Genomic DNA, 17,295 nt, shown 5'->3' with positions numbered 1-17,295 from the left:
AGGGCACTGCGGGTCCAATGCCGCCGATGGATACTGGGCCTCATGACCGAGCGCGTCGACACACCCGGCATCGATCCCGCGGACTTCCGCGTCCATGTGGTGGCACAGGCCATCCGGCTGTTCTCCGAGAACGGGTACGAGGCGACGACCGTCGAGCAGATCGCGTCGGCCGCCGGGGTGTCCCGGCGGACGTTCTTCCGCCAGTTCCGCTCCAAGGAGGACGTGATCTTCGCCGATCACGAATCACTGTTTCAGCAGGCAGAGGACCATCTGACCACGGAAACCGACGACCCGTGGGCGGCGGTCTGCAGGACGGCGGGCCTGGTCTTCGACAGGTTCCGGGAGAACCGGGAACTGGCGGTGCGGCGGTATCAGGTGGTCCAGAGGGTTCCCGCGCTCCGCGACCGGGAGATCGTCACCGGCGTCCGCTACGAGCGGTTGTTCGTCGACTACCTGCGGGGCGTCGTGCCCACCCAACCGGTCCTGAAGGTCATCGGATTCGCGGCCGCTGTCACCGCGTGCCACAACTTTCTGCTTCGGAACATGATCAAGGGCGACCCCGACGCCACCGCGGAGGAACTCGAGCGGGCCCTGCTCGACGTGCGCCGGACGTTCGGCGTCGCCCCGGGGGCATCCACGCAGGAAGAGGACGCCGTACTGGTGGTCTCGTACCCGCCGGGGACTCCCGTGGAGGAGATCACCGGGCGCATCCGCACCCAGTTGTCGCGGCGCCGGAGTTGAGCGGCCGAGAGTGACGACTCCCACCCTTGACTGGCACTCAGTGCCGTGGTTGACTGCACGGTAGTGGCAGTAGTTTGCCGACCACGAACGTTGCGGCCCGCCTGAACGGAAATGAACCTGGCACGGAGTGCCGCTCAGACTCGGTGCCGTCGAGACTCAGCAAGGAGCGCCCCCATGGCCGGAAATCCGGACTTCGATCTGTTCAAGCTCGCCGAAGAGCACGACGAACTGCGGTCCGCGATCCGCGCGCTCTCCGAGAAGGAGATCGCACCCTACGCGAAGGAAGTCGACGAGGATTCGCGCTTCCCCGAAGAGGCGCTGCAGGCCCTCGTGAACTCCGGCTTCAACGCCATCCACGTCCCCGAGCAGTACGACGGGCAGGGCGCCGACTCCGTCGCCACCTGCATCGTCATCGAAGAGGTCGCCCGCGTCTGCGGCTCCTCCTCCCTGATCCCCGCCGTCAACAAGCTCGGCACCATGGGCCTGATCCTCAACGGCTCCGAGGAACTCAAGCAGCGGGTCCTGCCGCAGCTCGCGTCCGGCGAGGCGATGGCATCGTACGCGCTGTCCGAGCGCGAGGCCGGTTCGGACGCCGCGAGCATGCGCACCCGCGCCAAGGCCGACGGCGACGACTGGATCCTCAACGGGTCCAAGTGCTGGATCACCAACGGCGGCAAGTCCAGCTGGTACACCGTCATGGCCGTCACCGACGCCGACAAGGGCGCGAACGGCATCTCCGCGTTCATGGTCCACAAGGACGACGAAGGATTCGTCGTCGGACCGAAGGAGAAGAAGCTCGGCATCAAGGGCTCGCCGACCGCCGAGCTGTACTTCGAGAACTGCAAGATCCCCGGCGACCGCATCATCGGCGAGCCCGGCACCGGTTTCAAGACGGCGCTGCAGACCCTCGACCACACCCGTCCCACCATCGGCGCGCAGGCAGTCGGCCTCGCACAGGGCGCCCTCGACGCCGCCCTCGACTACACCAAGGACCGCAAACAGTTCGGCAAGTCGATCAGCGACTTCCAGGCCGTGCAGTTCATGCTCGCCGACATGGCGATGAAGGTCGAGGCCGCGCGTCTCATGGTCTACACCTCCGCGGCACGCGCCGAGCGCGGCGAGAAGAACCTCGGTTTCATCTCCGCGGCAGCCAAGTGCTTCGCCTCCGACGTCGCCATGGAGGTCACCACCGACGCCGTCCAGCTGTTCGGTGGCGCCGGCTACACCACGGACTTCCCTGTCGAGCGGATGATGCGTGATGCGAAGATCACACAGATCTACGAAGGCACGAACCAGATCCAGCGCGTCGTGATGTCGCGTGCACTGTTGAAGTAGGCGGCTACGCCGCCCGTGCGTGGTTGACGAGTCCCTGGACTCGTTAACCACGCACGGGCATATCTAAGGAGAATTTGTGGAACTAGTAGGCGTGATCGGCGGCGGCACCATGGGTGCCGGCATCGCCGAGGTATGTATCAAGGCCGGCAGCTCGGTTCTCATCCTCGAGACGAAGCCGGAGTTCGCCGAGGCCGCGCAGGCCCGGATCGAGAAGTCCCTCGCCCGCGGGGTCAAGGCGGGCAAGCTCGACCAGGAGGCCGCGGACGCCGCGCTCGCCCGGGTGCGGGTCACCCTCGACATCGACGACTTCGCCGACCGCGACCTCGTCATCGAGGCGGCGCCGGAGATCGAGTCCCTCAAGGTCGACATCTTCCAGAAGCTCGACAAGGTCGTGAAGCCGTCCGGCATCCTCGCGTCCAACACGTCGTCCATTCCGCTGATCAAGATGGCCAACGCCACGCAGCGTCCCGGGCAGGTCGTGGGTGTCCACTTCTTCAACCCGGTGCCGGTGATGCCGCTGGTGGAGATCGTGGTCAGCCTCGTCACGTCGGAGGAGACCGTCACCGCGGTCACCGACTACGCGAAGAACACGCTGCGCAAGAAGACGGTGCGGGCCGGTGACCGCGCGGGCTTCATCGTGAACGCGCTGCTCATCCCGTACCTCACGTCGGCGGTCCGGATGCTCGAGTCGGGTTACGCCACCGCCGAGGACATCGACGAGGCCATGAAGGGCGGCTGCGGGTACCCGATGGGTCCGCTGACGCTGATCGACACCGTCGGTCTCGACATCACGCTCGCCGCCGCGGAGTCGCTGTACGCGGAGTTCGCCGAGCCGCACTACGCTCCCCCGACGCTGCTCAAGCGCAAGGTGGATGCCGGGCACCTCGGCAAGAAGAGCGGCAAGGGCTTCTACGACTACAGCTGATCATGCCCGTCCGGGAGCCCGTCGCGCTGTCGCGGCGGGCTTTCGCCGTTCGCGACGGCGTATCCCATGTAGGAGATGGCCGTGCTCCGGATCTGCCCGAAGTCGAGGCGGCGGCTCAACTCCCCGTAGCTGAGCCGGGTCCCGCCCGCCCGCGCGAGGTCGAGCAGCCGGAGGGGATTCTTCGACCGCGGCCCGAGCCCGACGATCTCGCCGAGCCGCAGGTCGCGACGCTCCAGGAGCGCCGTCAGCTCCGCGGGACGGATGCACATCGACCAGTCGTGGATGGGGGTGTCGAACATCCGCGTCATCCGCCATTCCTGCATGATCTTGATGGCGACGAGCTTGCTGACGAACGTGCGGTTGATGGTGTCGAACAGGTACAGGCCCCCGGGTTTCAGCACGCGGGACGTCTCGGCGATCACCTGGTCGAGATCCGACACGTGCTCGAGGACGTCGCAGCAGTAGACGACGTCGAACGTGGAGTCCGGCACAGGGAGTCGCTCGCCCGACCCGATGCGGTACTCGATGTCCAGTTCCGCGCGGGCGGCGTGCCGGCGCGCGGTGTCGATCGACACCGCGGACGGATCGATGCCCGTCACGCGGAAACCGATGCGGGTGAACTCCTCCGCGAGGAACCCGCCACCGGAACCGACGTCGAGGGCACGCAGGCCGCGATAGTCACGACCGATCGTCTGGCCGAGCACCGTGCGGAAGTAGGCGAATCGTCCCGGCGTCAGGCTTCCGTGCAGCAGGTTGAGCGGGTTGTCCTCCTCCCACCACGACTCCCCCACCCGGTTGTAGACGTCGTTGTCGATGACCAAGCCGACCACCCCTTCTCTGCCGAGCGCACAGCGCCGACCCCTACCCTTCTCCTGCGCGTCGGTCACTTCAAGGCCGACACCCGTAGGCGATGCTCGGAGGATGACTTTCCGGATCTCGCACGTGTGCCTGCTGCTGGGCGGGTTCGTCGCGGGAATTGCGTTGACGTCCACCGGGTCCGGTGGGTTCGTGTTCGTCGTGGGCCGCGAGGTCCTGGACGTGTCGTATCTCGATCCCGCCGCAGGCGCCACCCTCGCCGCGGTGGTCGCCGTCCTGGTGACGGTGCTGGTTCGCGCCCGCCGGGGCCTGTCGGCGCTGTCGTTCGCCGGCCTCGCACTGCTGGGTGTCGCCCGTTCGACCGGGCCGTGGGACGTCGAAATGTACCTCGGCGGCGTCGCTGCGGGACTTCTCCTCGGCGGTCTCGTCGGACTGTGCGCCACCGCCGACCTCGCGTGGTTGCAGACCGCACTCGCGACGGGTGTCCTCACCGGGATCCTCCTCGACGGACCGATCGAGCACCTCCGGACATCCCTTCCCCGGCGCTACGCGGACTACCTTCCCGGACCCACCGTCGATGCGGCGGCGCTGGCCGTCCTTGCGCTCACGGCCGTGGTTCTGGCCGTGGCGTTGCGGTCCGGCGACTTCGGCGAGCGGGCGGATCTCGCGGTGAGCAGGCGCGCCGTCGTCGTGGGGATCGTTGTGCCGCTGGTCGGGCTGGTGCTGTGCCGGTGGTTCGTTCACCAGGCGTGGGACATCGGCTCCGACGGCGAAATGCGGGGCCGGTGGGTGTACGGGATCGTCCTCGTCGCGGTGGTGATCGCCGCCGCGCTGTGGCTGGAGCACCGCACCGGGATCGTGTTGCTCGCCGCGATGGCGCTCGTCGCCACGGGCGGCATCGGCAGGTCCGCATTCCCGGATTCGTGGCCGTGGCTGCTGGTGCCCGCGGCGCTGATCCTCGCGGGCGCTGCGCTCGGACGCCGTTTCCCGCGGCCGGTGTTCGGCATCGCGGCGCTCGCGGTGGTGGCCGCGTCGGCAGTGTTCGAGCACCCGCCGTGGGACAACCTGCACCTCGCCGCGACATGGCTGCTCCTTCCGCTGGCGGCGACGTACACATTCGCGTCGAGCCTGCCGTCGAGCGGACCGGTCACCGCGGCGTCGCTGGCGATCCCCGCCGCGCTCACCGTCCCCCTGGTCGCCGAGTACGGGTGGACGGCGTACACGCCGCTCACCGGATCGGAGATCCCGCCGTGGCCGCACGCGTGGGCGTGGACATCGACGGGAGTGTCCGTGGCCGCAGTGGTCGCGTGCGGCCTCACCGCCGCCTACCTCGGAAGACGCCGCACCTGACCAATATGCAGGATACATACGTTGTGCACCATGCATAGTCTGTGTATGGTGCACAAATTGTGTTCCGCAACGTCAAGGAGATTCGTGTGGACAGTCCGACGCCCGTCGTCCGCCCGGGCGGCCTCGTCGCCGTGCTGGCATTCACCGGCATCGTCGCCGCACTCATGCAGACCCTCGTGGTACCGCTGATCGGTGACCTGCCCCGATTGCTCGACACGACCGCCTCCAACGCGTCCTGGGTGATCACCGCGACGCTGCTCGCCGGCGCCGTGGCCACCCCGGTCACGGGACGTCTCGGCGACCTCTACGGCAAGCGCCGGATGATGCTGATCTGCACTGTGCCGCTCGTCCTGGGCTCGGTGGTCTGCGCACTCGCGACGACCCTGGCCCCGATGGTGATCGGCCGGGGACTGCAGGGCGTCGGCGTAGGCCTGATCCCGCTGGGCATCAGCGCTCTGCGGGACCTGCTGCCGCCCGAGCGCCTGCACTCCTCCATCGCCCTGATGAGCTCGTCGATGGGGATCGGCGGCGCTCTCGGCCTGCCGCTCGCCGCGACGGTCGCCGAGAACGCCAGCTGGCGCGTGCTGTTCTGGGGCGCCGCCGGACTCAGCGCGGTGATCGCCGTGCTGCTCTGGTACTTCGTGCCCGCCACCCCGGTGCACGGCACCCGGGGCCGCTTCGATCCCGTCGGGGCGGTCGGGCTCGGCGTCGGACTGGTGTGCCTGCTGCTGGCCGTGTCCAAGGGCGCCGACTGGGGCTGGACGAGCGGCACCACCCTCGGCCTGTTCGCGACCACCGTCGTCGCGCTGATCGTGTGGGGCTGGTGGGAACTGCGCACTCCCGAACCCCTCGTCGACCTGCGGGTCATCGCGGGACGTCAGGTGCTGCTGACCAACGCCGCGTCCGTCGTCGTCGGCTTCGCGATGTACGCCCAGTCGCTGATCGTTCCGCAGCTGCTGCAGTTGCCCGCGTCGACGGGATACGGCCTGGGACAGTCGATGCTGGCAATGGGTCTGTGGATGGCCCCGTCGGGTCTGATGATGATGGCGGTGTCCCCGTTCGGCGCCAAGCTGTCGTCCACCCGCGGACCCAAGGTCACGCTGCTCGTCGGCAGCCTCGTCATCGCCCTCGGCTACGGATCGTCGATGTTCCTGATGGGGTCGACGTGGGGTCTGGTGGTGGTGACCTGCATCTGCGGCGCCGGCGTCGGCCTCGCCTACGGCGCGATGCCCGCCCTCGTGATGAGCGCCGTGCCGCAGTCCGCGACGGCGTCCGCGAACAGCGTCAACTCGCTGATGCGTTCGGTGGGCACGTCGGTGTCCGCGGCCGTCGTCGGCGTGGTCCTCGCGCAGATGAGCGTGCAGGTCGCGGGCCACAGCCTGCCCACCGAGGGCGGATTCCGGACCGGTCTGCTGATCGGGTGCGGCGTCGCGCTCGTCGCCGCGGCCATCACCCTGGCGATCCCGACCCGCCGTGCACCCTCGGCGGCGACCACGGCTCCCACCGAACCGCTCGCGTCGTCGAAGGCGTAGCCGTCGACCGCCCTACTTGTGCAGGGCGTACCCGGCCACGGGGTTGCCGTTGACGTAGACGGTGCCCTCGTAGGTCCCGTCCGGCCTCGGGGTGATCCGGTCGGTGAGGAAGTTCAGCCCGGACGGGCTGTAGTCGGTGACGAGGGAGCCGCCCGGTTCCGGGGTGGTCATGCCGAAGACGTAGGGGAAGAACACCCCGAAGTTGTCCATGACCCACCCGTGCCCGAACGTCTTTCCCTTCCAGATCAGGTCGGCACCGGGAAGGTTGGTCGTCCCCACATAGGTGCCGGCAGGCATCACGGGCAGCGGGAGCGGGACGGGCATGGGTGCCGGGATCGGATCCGCCGCGGCCGTCCCCGCGCCGACGAGAGACAGGCCGGCCACCGCGACGGCCCCGACTGCGACCTTGCGCTTGATGTCCATGAGTACTCCGTCTGTCGAGGTTCGTGGCGGACAGTGTCGCACGCGCGCGGCCGTCACAGGGCGAGTGTGGAGAAGATGCTGTCCGGATCGTTGCCGTAGTCCCGCGGCGTCGCACACACGACGTCGAGTATGCCGAAGCCGGCGCCGGAATTCGCAACGAGCGCCGCACCGCGCGGATCGCGGCGCACCATGGGGAGGTGACCGAGACCGTTCTGCGCCTGAGCACCCGCCGGGGGCGGTGGGTCGTCGTCGCCACCGTGCTCGGCTCGAGTCTCGCGCTGCTGGACGGCACGGTGGTGAACATCGCACTGCCGCACATCGGCGAGGACCTCGGATCGGGTGTCGCGGGGTTGCAGTGGATTCTCAGCGGTTACACGCTGGCCCTGGCGTCGCTGATCCTGCTGGGCGGGGCGCTCGGGGACCGCTGGGGCAGGCGCCGCGTCTTCGTCTGGGGGACGGTGTGGTTCGCGGCGGCGTCGCTGCTGTGCGGCATCGCGCCCGACATCACTCTGCTCGTGATCGCACGGATTCTGCAGGGCGTCGGGGCCGCGATGCTGACCCCCGGCAGTCTCGCGCTGATCTCGGCGTCGATCCACGAGGACGACCGGGGCGCCGCGATCGGACTGTGGTCGGGGCTCGGCGGGGTGGCGGGGGCGATCGGACCTCTAGTGGGCGGCTGGCTGGTGGAGGTGGCCGGCTGGCGGTCGGTGTTCCTGCTCAACCTTCCGCTCGCCGCGCTCGTCGTGTGGGCGTCGATGCGGCACGTCCCGGAGAGCCGGGACCCGCACCCGCCCGATCACCTCGACGTACTCGGTTCGGCGTGCGCCGTGATCGGCCTGGGCGCGCTCACCTACGGCCTGATCGAAATGAACCTGATCGCCGGGGTGGTGGGCGCCGTCGTGCTGATCGCGTTCGTCGTCGTGGAAGTGCGCTCCCCGAACGCGCTGGTGCCGCCGAGCCTGTTCTCGTCGCGGATGTTCGTCGCGGCGAACCTGGTGACGCTCGCCGTGTACGCCGCGCTCGGCGGCGTCTTCTTCCTGCTGGTGCTGCAATTGCAGTTGGTGGCCGGGTACTCGCCGCTCGAAGCCGGGCTGGCCACCATCCCGATCACGCTCGCGATGCTCGCGTTCTCCTCCCGCGCAGGCAGCTACGCCCAGACCCACGGCCCGCGACTGCCGATGACCGTCGGGCCCGCCCTCGCCGCGGTCGGCCTGCTGTTGATGACGCGGATCGGGCCGGACGCGAGCTATTGGACGGTCGTGCTTCCCGGCGTCGTCGTGTTCGGTCTCGGACTGTCCGCCATGGTCGCGCCGCTGACCGCGGCAGTGCTCGGTTCGGTCCCGGTGGAACAGTCGGGCATCGCGTCCGGGGTGAACAACGCGGTCGCACGCACCAGCCAACTGCTCGCGGTGGCCGCCCTCCCCGGGATCGCCGGGATCGACGCCGAAAGCATGCTCGACCCGAGCAGTTTCTCGGACGGCTTCCGCATCGCGATGTTCGTCTGCATCGCACTGCTGCTCGTCGGGGCGGCCATCGCCGCGGTCCTGATCCGGGCGCCCGCCGCGCCGGCGCCCACGCCGCTCGGCCCCGTCCCGCTCGGTCCCGTACCGGAGTCGGTCGCGTGCAAACCGCACTGCGACGTCACCGGTCCCGCAGTGCAACCGGCCCTCGCCCGGCCGAGCCCCACGGAGGGGTGACGTGCCTGCGGGCACGCTTTCGTATCCTGGTCGGGTGGCGATTTCCGGTACCGACCCGTCGAGCGTCCGCGTCGACAGCTGGACGTGGGCGGTCCGGCTGTTCAAGACGCGTTCCGCGGCGGCGGCCGCGTGCAGGTCGGGGCACGTGCGGGTCAACGGCAGCACCGCGAAACCCGCGCAGCCGGTCAAGACCGGCGACGAGGTCCGCATCCGCGCGGCGGGTGTCGAACGGATCGTCGAGGTGATCCGGCCGATCACCAAGCGGGTGGGCGCGGTGGTGGCCGTCGAGTGCTATACCGACAACACGCCGCCACCCCCACCGCGCGAGGTCCTCGCGTCGATCCCGCAGCGCGACCGCGGCGCGGGCAGGCCCACCAAACGCGAACGCCGCGACATGGACCGGTTGCGCGGGCTGTGACCGCTCAGGCCGGGGTGTGGCTGAGGATGCGCAGCGCGGCAGGCACCGCCTCGATGGTGACCGGCAGCGGGCCGACCCGGTCGCCGTCCGCGTAGGCCGTGATGCCGTCGCACTGCAGTCGCACCGTCCGCGAGCGGTAGGTCTGCACGTCGGGGAGGTCCACGTGGGTGCCCTTGTAGACGCGGGGGAACAGCCGGACCAGCCTCGACCGGCGGCCGTAGTCGACGACCGTGACGTCGAGCAGTCCGTCGGTCTTGTCCGCGTTGGGGCAGATCTGCATCCCGCCGCCGTAGGAGCGGCCGTTGCCCACGGCGACCAGCGTCGCGTCGACCTCGACGGTCTGGTCGTCGAGTCCGATGCGGTAGTGCAGCGGGCGGAGTTGCGTCAGTTCGGCGAGCATCGCCAGGTTGTACCGCATCGGTCCCTTCGGCCAGGACATCCGGTTGGCGCGGTCGGTGACGAGTGAATCGAAACCGCTCGCGACGATCGTGCCCGCCCACACGACCGCGCCGTCGTCGAGGGTGATCCGGGCGAGGTCGGATTGCTGCACCTCGCCGTCGGCGATGACGTCGGCGGCCGCGACGGGATCGCCGACGGGGATGCCGAATTCGCGCGCATGGTCGTTGCCGGTGCCCGCGGGGATCAGCCCGACCGGTGTCCCGGACTGCGCCGCCGCCTGCAACCCGATGCTGATGGCGCCGTCTCCCCCGACGACGACGAGCGCGTCGGTGCCGTCGTCGATCGCCCGCCGCGCCAGCGTGCGCGCGTGATCGGCGTCCGTTCCGATGATTTCGGTGACGGCGACGCCGCGTTCCCGCAGGCGCGCGACCCCCTTGCGTCCGGCGACCGGCGCGTGGCCGTGCCCGGCGAGCGGGTTGACGAGGACGGTGACCTTCTCGATCACCTGCTGCGTGCTCACGGAATCAGCTTGCCGGGGTTGAGGATTCCCGCGGGATCGACGGCGTCCTTGACCGCCCGCAGAATCGTGACGCCCAGATCGCCGATCTCGTCCCGCATCCACGGGCGGTGGTCGACGCCGACCGCGTGGTGGTGCGTGATGGTTCCGCCTGCGGCGACGATCGCGTCCCCGGCGGCGGTCTTGGCCTTCCGCCACTGCTCGATCGGGTCGTCCGCCTGCGCGGACACGACGGTGAAGTACAGCGAAGCGCCCGTCGGGTAGGTGTGCGAGATGTGGCAGAGGACGAGCGGCGGGGTGCCCTGCGCCGACAGCGATTCCGTGAGCGCGGTGGTCACCGCCGTGCGGAGGGCGGCGAGATTGCCCCACGTGGTCGCGGTTTCCAGTGTCTCGCACAGCGCGCCCGCGTCGAGCAGCGAGTCGCGCAGGTACGGTGCGTCGAAACGGCCTTGCTCCCAGCCGTTTCCGGGTTCCTCGCCCAGCGACGTGCCGCCGTGCGCCTGCAGCACCGCGCGGGCCTCCGCCGTCCGTTCCGCGGTGTGCTCGGCTGTGCCCTCGAACGTGGTGATCGCCAGGCAGCCGCCGGTGACGGTCTCCTCGCCGATCTTGTCGGTGGTCGCCAGGTTCACCGCCGTCTCCGCCTCGTCGGACAGTCGCAGCACGGTCGGGACCGCACCCTCCTGTCGCAGCGCGCGCAGTGCGGCCGCGCCGGTCTCGAAGTCGGGGAAACGCCACCCCTCCCGGACGGTGGTGGCCGGGACCGCGTGCACGCGCACCCGGACCCGGGTGATGACGCCGAGCGTGCCCTCCGACCCGACGAACAGTTCGCCGAGGTCCGGGCCGGCCGCGGAGGCCGGGGCACGCCCCGTGTCGAGGGTCCCGGCGGGGGTCACCACCCGCAGTCCCTGCACCATATCCTCGAACCGGCCGTACCCCGCGGACGCCTGCCCCGACGACCGGGTGGCCGCGAAACCGCCGATGGTCGCGAACATGAAACTCTGCGGGAAGTGCCCGAGCGAGAAGCCGTGTGCGCCGAGCAGTTCCTCGGCGAGCGGGCCCGTCACGCCCGCTCCGAGCGTCGCGATGCCGGAGTCGGTGTCGAGGTCGATCAGCGCGTCGAACCGACGCAGGTCCAGCGAGACGACGGCGTCGAATCGGTCGCGAACCGGGTCGAGTCCGCCGACGACGCTGGTGCCGCCGCCGAACGGGACCACGGCGATGCCGTTGGCGGCGCAGTATCGGAGCACGTCGGCGACCTCGGCGTCGGTGCCGGGGGTGACGACGGCGTCGGGCGCGTTCTGCGGTGCGGTGCTGCGGCGCCGCAGCAGGTCGAGCGTGCTCTTGCCGCCGGAACGCAGCAACCGGTCGGTGTGTGCGGTACTGGCGAACCGCTCTCCGACGATGCCTGCGAGCGCGGCGACGTGCTGGTCGGACAGTGCGCTCGGAGCGAGGACGACGTCGTCTGCCGCCCGGTCGGAGGGTTCCCGGATGGTGACGCCGAGTGCCTGCTGCAGCAGTCCTTTGATGCCGTCCGAGAGGAACTTGTGCTTCTCGGGCGCGCCCCAGGCGTCCCACTGCATCGGGGGTGCCGTCAGGACGGCATGATCTTCCGAACGCTCATTGCTCATGCGTTATAGTGTTACACATCATGTAAGAGTGTAACTAGCCCTTCGGGCGATCGCCCCGCTCCCGCCACACTTGCCGGATCGGCCGCAGCACCAGTCCCATCTGCTTCCGCGTCTTCCCCCGCGTCACCAGAACCCCGGTGATCGCCACTATCCACACGGGGTACTGCACGAGCCAGGCCACGCGGAAACTGTCGAACGAGTACCCGCCCATCGCGTCGAGGATGAGCCCCATTGCCTGGATGACCAGCAACGACGCCAGGAAGCCGCCGATGTTGACCATTCCCTGCGCGGTTCCCATGCTGGTGCTGGGGTTGAACATGCGGGCGTAGTCGAAGCCGATCATCGAACCGGGGCCGCCCACCGAGATCACCATCACCAGCAGCGCCAGCAACCAGATCGGCGCCGGGCCCGGCAGCGCCAGCACGACGGTCCACATCGCCGCGTTGCTGATCATGATCGCCAGCACCAGATACGAGCGGCGCATCGGGAACCGGCCGCTGAGGATGCCGATGATCGGCCCGGCCACGATCGCCGAGATTACCGACAGCGTGAGCAGCGAACCGGCCTCGGCCGCCGACAATCCCTGCGCCGACCTCAGGTACGGCACACCCCACAGCAGGGCGAACGTCGTCATCGAGAACTGCGTGCCCATGTGGGTGAAGAAGCCCAGCCGGGTTCCGTGCCGCCGCCACACCGCACGGATCTGCGTCCCCACCTCCCGCAGTCCGGCGGGTGCGGCCACCACCTCCAGACCGGGCGGGGCGTTGCGGATGACGGACACGGCCAGCACGAACGACAGCAACCCGAGCGACGCCGCACTGCCGTACGCGAAACTCCAGCCCGGCCCGTTCAGCAGCAGCATCAACGGCAGCGCCGACAGGATCTGACCGATCTGACCGAAGATGCCCGTCAGCTGAGACATGAGCGGGACCCGCCGCGGCGCGAACCATTGCGGCACCAGGCGCAGCACGGAGATGAACGTCATCGCGTCGCCGATGCCGACGAACACGCGCGCGGCGACGGCCAGCGGCAGCGATTCGGTGAGCGCGAGCACCATCTGCGCCGACGCCATGATGAGCGCCCCGGCGGCTATCATGACCCGCGACCCGTACCGATCGAGGAGCACGCCGGCCGGGATCTGCATTCCCGCGTACACCACGATCTGGAGTACGACGAAACTCGACAGCACACTCGGACTGATCGAGAATCGATCCGACGCCGCGAGCCCCGACACACCGAACGAGGTTCGATGCAGGACGGCGACGATATATGCGACAACCCCGACGCCCCACACCAACCACACTCTGCTCATCGCAGATCAAACTACCCGCCAGCAGGTATTACCCGCTGGGTGAAGTCACTCGCGGCCCAGCGACACCCAGGTCGGATCGGCCGTGCGCTCGCCGACGGTGAGGTCCGCGAGCAGGTCCAGACGCGCGATCTGCCCCTCGGTCAGGGTGAGCGCGACCGCACCTGCGTTCTCCGTCACGCGGGCCGCGAACCGGGTGCCGGGAATCGACACGGACGGCAACCCGAACTCGCGGCCCTTCGCGTCCAGCCACGCCAGCGACACCTGGGCGGGCGTCGCGTCGAGTTCGGCGGCCACCTCGCGGACGACGTCGAGCACCTTCAGGTTCGACGGCAGCGCGTCGTCCCCGAAACGCGGGAACCGGCGACGCAGGTCCTTGTCGCCCAGCACGGCCGGGTCGTACGTTCCGGTGAGGAAGCCCCGGCCCACGGGCGAGTACGGCACGAAGCCGATGCCCAGTTCCGCCGCCGCCGGAACCACGTGCTTCTCGACGTCGCGACTCCAGATGCTCCACTCGCTCTGGATCGCGGCGATGGGATGCACCCGCGACGCGCGGCGCAGTTCGTCGCCGGTCGCCTCCGACAGTCCGATGTGGCGGACCTTCCCGGCCTTCACCTGTTCCGCGATCGCGCCGACGGTGTCCTCGATGGGCACCTCGGGGTCGACGCGGTGCAGGTAGTACAGGTCGACGGTGTCGACACCGAGCCGGCTCAGCGATTCGTCGAGGGCCTGCCCCACGTACTCGGGCTTGCCGTTGATGCTGCGCCTGCCGTTCGCGATGTTGCCGACGAGACCGAACTTGGTGGCCAGCTGCACCTCGTCGCGGCGTTCCTTCAGCACCGTGCCCACCGCGATCTCGCTCGCGCCGTCGCCGTACACGTTGGCCGTGTCGATGAACGTCACACCGATGTCGATGGCGTGGTGGAGGGTCGCGAGCGCCTCCGCGGGATCGACGGGCCCGTACACGGGGGCGACGGACATGGCGCCGTAGCCCTGCGCACTGACGGTGAGGCCTTCGGACAACTGCACGGTGGGGATGTTGGTCATGCGCCCCATCCTTCCCGAGCACCCCGACAGGTGCATCGTTTGGAATCGCGCTGATCGTGACCCGGCTGCCTCTACCCTGAAGGCATGGCATTCGACTGGTTCGAACTCGCCCGCATCGCCCACCGCGAGTTCGGTGCGCGGGTCGCCGCGATCACCGACTGGTCGGCGCCGACACCGGACCGCGAATGGGACGTCACCCACCTGGTGCGGCACGTCATCGAGGAACAGCAGTGGGTTCCCCCGCTGCTCGCCGGGAAGACGGTCGGCGAGGCGACCCCGGACATCGAACCCCTGCACGGCGACATGCGGGCGGAATGGCAGCGGTACTCGGACGCGGCCATCCGCGCGTGGTCGTCGACCGACCCGCAAACGCACGTGCACCTGTCCTACGGCACGGTGCCGCTGGAGCCGTACCTGCGGCAGCAGACCGCCGACGTCACCATCCACGCCTGGGACCTCGCCAAGGCCACCGGATCCGACGACACACTCGACCCGCAACTCGTCGCCGGGGTCTGGTCGGACCTCGACGGCCAGCGCGAGATGCTCTCCGAGAGCGGGCTGTTCGCCGACCCCGTCGACGTACCCGGCGACGCGCCGCTGCAGGATCGCCTGATCGCCCTGACCGGTCGCGATCCCCGGCAACGCATTTAACCAACCGCGCCCGAGGGTCCCGCCTACGCTGGGATGCATGAGTACTCCGGATCCGAAACCCCGCAGCCGCGACGTCACCGACGGACTGGAGAAGACCGCAGCACGCGGCATGCTCCGTGCGGTGGGCATGGGCGACGACGACTGGGGAAAATCCCAGATCGGCGTCGCGTCGTCGTGGAACGAGATCACCCCCTGCAACCTGTCGCTCGACCGGCTCGCGAAGGCCGTCAAGGACGGTGTCCATGCCGCGGGCGGGTATCCCCTCGAGTTCGGCACCATCTCCGTCTCCGACGGCATCTCGATGGGACACGAGGGCATGCACTTCTCCCTCGTGTCCCGTGAGGTGATCGCCGACAGCGTGGAAACGGTGATGCAGGCCGAACGCCTCGACGGGTCCGTGCTGCTCGCCGGTTGCGACAAGTCGCTGCCCGGCATGCTGATGGCCGCCGCCCGCCTCGACCTCGCGAGCGTGTTCCTCTACGCGGGGTCGATCCTGCCGGGCGTCGCCAAGCTGTCCGACGGCACCGAACTCGACGTCACCATCATCGACGCGTTCGAGGCGGTCGGTGCGTGTTCGCGCGGACTGATGAACCGCGAGGACGTCGACGCCATCGAGCGCGCCATCTGCCCCGGCGAGGGTGCGTGCGGCGGCATGTACACGGCGAACACGATGGCCAGCGCCGCCGAGGCACTCGGCATGTCGCTGCCCGGCAGCGCGTCCCCGCCGGCCACCGACCGTCGTCGCGACGGGTTCGCGAGGCGCAGCGGCGAAGCCGTCGTCGAACTGCTCCGCCGCGGCATCACCGCCAGGGACATCCTCACCAAGGAGGCGTTCGAGAACGCCATCGCCGTGGTCATGGCGTTCGGCGGCTCCACCAACGCCGTCCTGCATCTGCTGGCCATCGCCAGCGAAGCCGAAGTGGAATTGACACTCGAGGACTTCTCCCGCGTCGGCGCCCGCGTCCCGCACCTCGCGGACGTCAAACCGTTCGGCAAGCATGTGATGAAGGACGTCGACCACATCGGCGGCGTCCCCGTCATCATGAAGGCCCTCCTCGACGCCGGCATGCTGCACGGCGACTGCCTGACCGTCACCGGCCGGACGATGGCCGAGAACCTGGCCGACATCGCGCCGCCCGACCCGGACGGCAAGGTGCTGCGCGCGATGAGTACGCCCATCCACCCGACCGGCGGCATCACGATCCTGAAGGGTTCCCTCGCTCCGGGCGGCGCGGTGGTGAAGTCCGCCGGGTTCGACTCCGACGTCTTCACCGGCACGGCGCGCGTCTTCGAGCGGGAGCGGGCCGCGATGGACGCCCTCGAGGACGGCACCATCACGGGCGGCGACGTCGTCGTCATCCGCTACGAGGGCCCCAAGGGCGGTCCCGGCATGCGCGAGATGCTCGCGATCACCGGCGCCATCAAGGGCGCAGGCCTCGGCAAAGACGTCCTGCTGCTCACCGACGGCCGATTCTCCGGCGGCACCACCGGCCTGTGTGTCGGGCACGTGGCACCAGAGGCCGTGGACGGCGGCCCGATCGCGTTCGTCCGCGACGGCGACCAGATCCGCCTGGACGTCGGAACGGGCACGCTGGAACTGCTCGTCGACGAGAAGGAACTCGCCGACCGCAGGAACGGGTGGGAACCGCTGCCCCCGCGCTACACCCGCGGGGTCCTGGCCAAGTACACGAAGCTCGTCGGTTCCGCCTCGGGCGGCGCCGTCTGCGGGTAGGCGCTCCGCGCCCGTGAGTGGTCAGCGAGTCCAGAGACTCGTTAACCACTCACGGGCGCCGAAGGCGCCTAGATCGGCCGGAACCCGGCGCCGGGACCGGCGTTCGCGTTCATGTCGTTGACGATCGAGTTGAGGTTGGTGCCGATCTCCGGGCCGATGCACGGTGCCGCGAGGTAGGCGTTGACCATGGCGACGAGGGTGGTGCCGACGACCATCGGTGCGCCCGAGTCACCTTCGATCACGCAGGCCTGGGTCCACGTCTCCCCCGTCTGCATGAGGTCGCCGTAGACGATGCCGCACGTGTTTCCCGTGGTGCGGCCTTCCTTGCACGCCACCTGGGGGAAGCCGGCCGGTGCGCCGATCCGGGTGATGGTGACGCCGCCGACCCGGTTGACGGGGACGACCTTCGCCGGATCGAACTGGATCACCGCGTAGTCGAGCGCGGGGTTGGAGATGACGAACTCTCCGACGATGCCGCTGTCCTGACTGGCCTCGGGCACCACGTACGAGCCGACCTCACCGCAGTGGCCCGCCGTCAGGCCGACGAGCCTGCCCGCGTTGTCGTGTCCGATGGTGGTGAGCGAACAGACCAGTTCGTCGTTCACCACGATCCCCGAACCGCCCCCCATGACGGCGGCCGGAGCTGCTGTCGCGGTCCCTGCCGCAACGAATCCCAGAATTCCCGCTGTCGCCGCAACAACCGCCGCGAATCGTTTCAACATTTTTCGAACCTTCCCGGAATGAGCCCCGACGGCCGCGTGTCTCTCCATAAGAA

The 17,295-nt window shown here is 69.3% G+C and carries 17 protein-coding genes; 9 read left to right on the top strand and 8 right to left on the bottom strand.

Annotated features, from left to right (window positions below):
* Positions 1–42 precede the first annotated feature (42 nt).
* From I1A62_RS35720 to I1A62_RS35710, 3 genes are all read left to right on the top strand, one after another.
* Complete coding sequence (locus tag I1A62_RS35720; protein WP_124395055.1) at positions 43–741, top strand: TetR family transcriptional regulator; 699 nt, start codon at positions 43–45, stop codon at positions 739–741.
* 174 nt (positions 742–915) lie between these two features.
* Positions 916–2,076, top strand: coding sequence for an acyl-CoA dehydrogenase (locus tag I1A62_RS35715; RefSeq protein ID WP_219456941.1), 1,161 nt, complete (start codon positions 916–918; stop codon positions 2,074–2,076).
* 76 nt (positions 2,077–2,152) lie between these two features.
* Positions 2,153–3,001 carry a 3-hydroxybutyryl-CoA dehydrogenase gene (locus I1A62_RS35710; protein WP_072944635.1) on the top strand — a complete coding sequence of 283 codons (849 nt, stop codon included), beginning with the start codon at positions 2,153–2,155 and terminating at the stop codon, positions 2,999–3,001.
* Here I1A62_RS35710 and ubiG read toward each other — a convergent pair.
* A complete protein-coding gene (gene ubiG / locus I1A62_RS35705) occupies positions 2,992–3,831 on the bottom strand; it encodes a bifunctional 2-polyprenyl-6-hydroxyphenol methylase/3-demethylubiquinol 3-O-methyltransferase UbiG (protein WP_219461614.1) in 840 nt (279 codons plus the stop codon). The genes I1A62_RS35710 and ubiG overlap by 10 nt on opposite strands.
* Before the next feature lie 91 nt (positions 3,832–3,922).
* Here ubiG and I1A62_RS35700 point away from each other — a divergent pair, with 91 nt between their 5' ends.
* Together I1A62_RS35700 and I1A62_RS35695 are read left to right on the top strand one after the other, a co-directional pair.
* Positions 3,923–5,167 carry a hypothetical protein gene (locus I1A62_RS35700; protein WP_219456939.1) on the top strand — a complete coding sequence of 415 codons (1,245 nt, stop codon included), beginning with the start codon at positions 3,923–3,925 and terminating at the stop codon, positions 5,165–5,167.
* 86 nt (positions 5,168–5,253) lie between these two features.
* Positions 5,254–6,699, top strand: coding sequence for an MFS transporter (locus tag I1A62_RS35695; RefSeq protein ID WP_124395053.1), 1,446 nt, complete (start codon positions 5,254–5,256; stop codon positions 6,697–6,699).
* Positions 6,700–6,711: 12 nt separating this feature from the next.
* On the opposite strand, the gene I1A62_RS35690 is transcribed toward I1A62_RS35695, so the two are convergent.
* On the bottom strand, positions 6,712–7,122 hold the full coding sequence (locus tag I1A62_RS35690) for a hypothetical protein (protein ID WP_219456937.1): 411 nt from the start codon (positions 7,120–7,122) through the stop codon (positions 6,712–6,714).
* A gap of 53 nt (positions 7,123–7,175) precedes the next feature.
* Positions 7,176–7,313: a hypothetical protein gene (locus I1A62_RS35685; protein WP_219456935.1), complete on the bottom strand. Its 138-nt coding sequence runs from the start codon at positions 7,311–7,313 to the stop codon at positions 7,176–7,178.
* 6 nt (positions 7,314–7,319) lie between these two features.
* On the opposite strand from I1A62_RS35685, the gene I1A62_RS35680 reads away from it, so the two are divergent.
* Positions 7,320–8,819, top strand: coding sequence for an MFS transporter (locus I1A62_RS35680; RefSeq protein ID WP_124395051.1), 1,500 nt, complete (start codon positions 7,320–7,322; stop codon positions 8,817–8,819).
* A 34-nt stretch (positions 8,820–8,853) separates the two neighbouring features.
* Positions 8,854–9,237, top strand: a complete 384-nt coding sequence (locus I1A62_RS35675; RefSeq protein WP_124395050.1) for an RNA-binding S4 domain-containing protein — start codon at positions 8,854–8,856, stop codon at positions 9,235–9,237.
* Between the two features lie 4 nt (positions 9,238–9,241).
* Here I1A62_RS35675 and I1A62_RS35670 read toward each other — a convergent pair whose 3' ends face one another.
* The 4 genes from I1A62_RS35670 to I1A62_RS35655 all read right to left on the bottom strand — a co-directional run bounded on the left by I1A62_RS35670 (position 9,242) and on the right by I1A62_RS35655 (position 14,137).
* Entirely contained in the window at positions 9,242–10,156 is a 915-nt protein-coding gene (locus I1A62_RS35670; protein WP_219456933.1) for a diacylglycerol kinase, read from the bottom strand.
* Positions 10,153–11,733, bottom strand: a complete 1,581-nt coding sequence (locus tag I1A62_RS35665) for an FAD-binding oxidoreductase (protein ID WP_219461612.1) — start codon at positions 11,731–11,733, stop codon at positions 10,153–10,155. The genes I1A62_RS35670 and I1A62_RS35665 overlap by 4 nt, the downstream gene beginning before the upstream one ends.
* 82 nt (positions 11,734–11,815) lie before the next feature.
* Complete coding sequence (locus tag I1A62_RS35660; RefSeq protein ID WP_219456931.1) at positions 11,816–13,093, bottom strand: nitrate/nitrite transporter; 1,278 nt, start codon at positions 13,091–13,093, stop codon at positions 11,816–11,818.
* 45 nt (positions 13,094–13,138) lie between these two features.
* A complete protein-coding gene (locus I1A62_RS35655; RefSeq protein WP_095863426.1) occupies positions 13,139–14,137 on the bottom strand; it encodes an aldo/keto reductase in 999 nt (332 codons plus the stop codon).
* 84 nt (positions 14,138–14,221) lie between these two features.
* Here I1A62_RS35655 and I1A62_RS35650 point away from each other — a divergent pair, with 84 nt between their 5' ends.
* Both I1A62_RS35650 and ilvD read left to right on the top strand, forming a co-directional pair.
* On the top strand, positions 14,222–14,788 hold the full coding sequence (locus I1A62_RS35650) for a TIGR03086 family metal-binding protein (RefSeq protein ID WP_219456930.1): 567 nt from the start codon (positions 14,222–14,224) through the stop codon (positions 14,786–14,788).
* 37 nt (positions 14,789–14,825) lie between these two features.
* Positions 14,826–16,520: a dihydroxy-acid dehydratase gene (gene ilvD / locus I1A62_RS35645; RefSeq protein WP_219456928.1), complete on the top strand. Its 1,695-nt coding sequence runs from the start codon at positions 14,826–14,828 to the stop codon at positions 16,518–16,520.
* Positions 16,521–16,588: 68 nt separating this feature from the next.
* On the opposite strand, the gene I1A62_RS35640 is transcribed toward ilvD, so the two are convergent.
* Positions 16,589–17,242 carry a S1 family peptidase gene (locus tag I1A62_RS35640; protein WP_124395044.1) on the bottom strand — a complete coding sequence of 218 codons (654 nt, stop codon included), beginning with the start codon at positions 17,240–17,242 and terminating at the stop codon, positions 16,589–16,591.
* Between the last annotated feature and the right edge of the window lie 53 nt (positions 17,243–17,295).

This window comes from Rhodococcus sp. USK10, assembly GCF_019378875.1.
Classification (GTDB): domain Bacteria; phylum Actinomycetota; class Actinomycetes; order Mycobacteriales; family Mycobacteriaceae; genus Rhodococcus_F; species Rhodococcus_F pseudokoreensis.
Note: the sequence above shows the minus strand (reverse complement) of the source record. Positions and strands in the feature narration are given on the sequence as shown.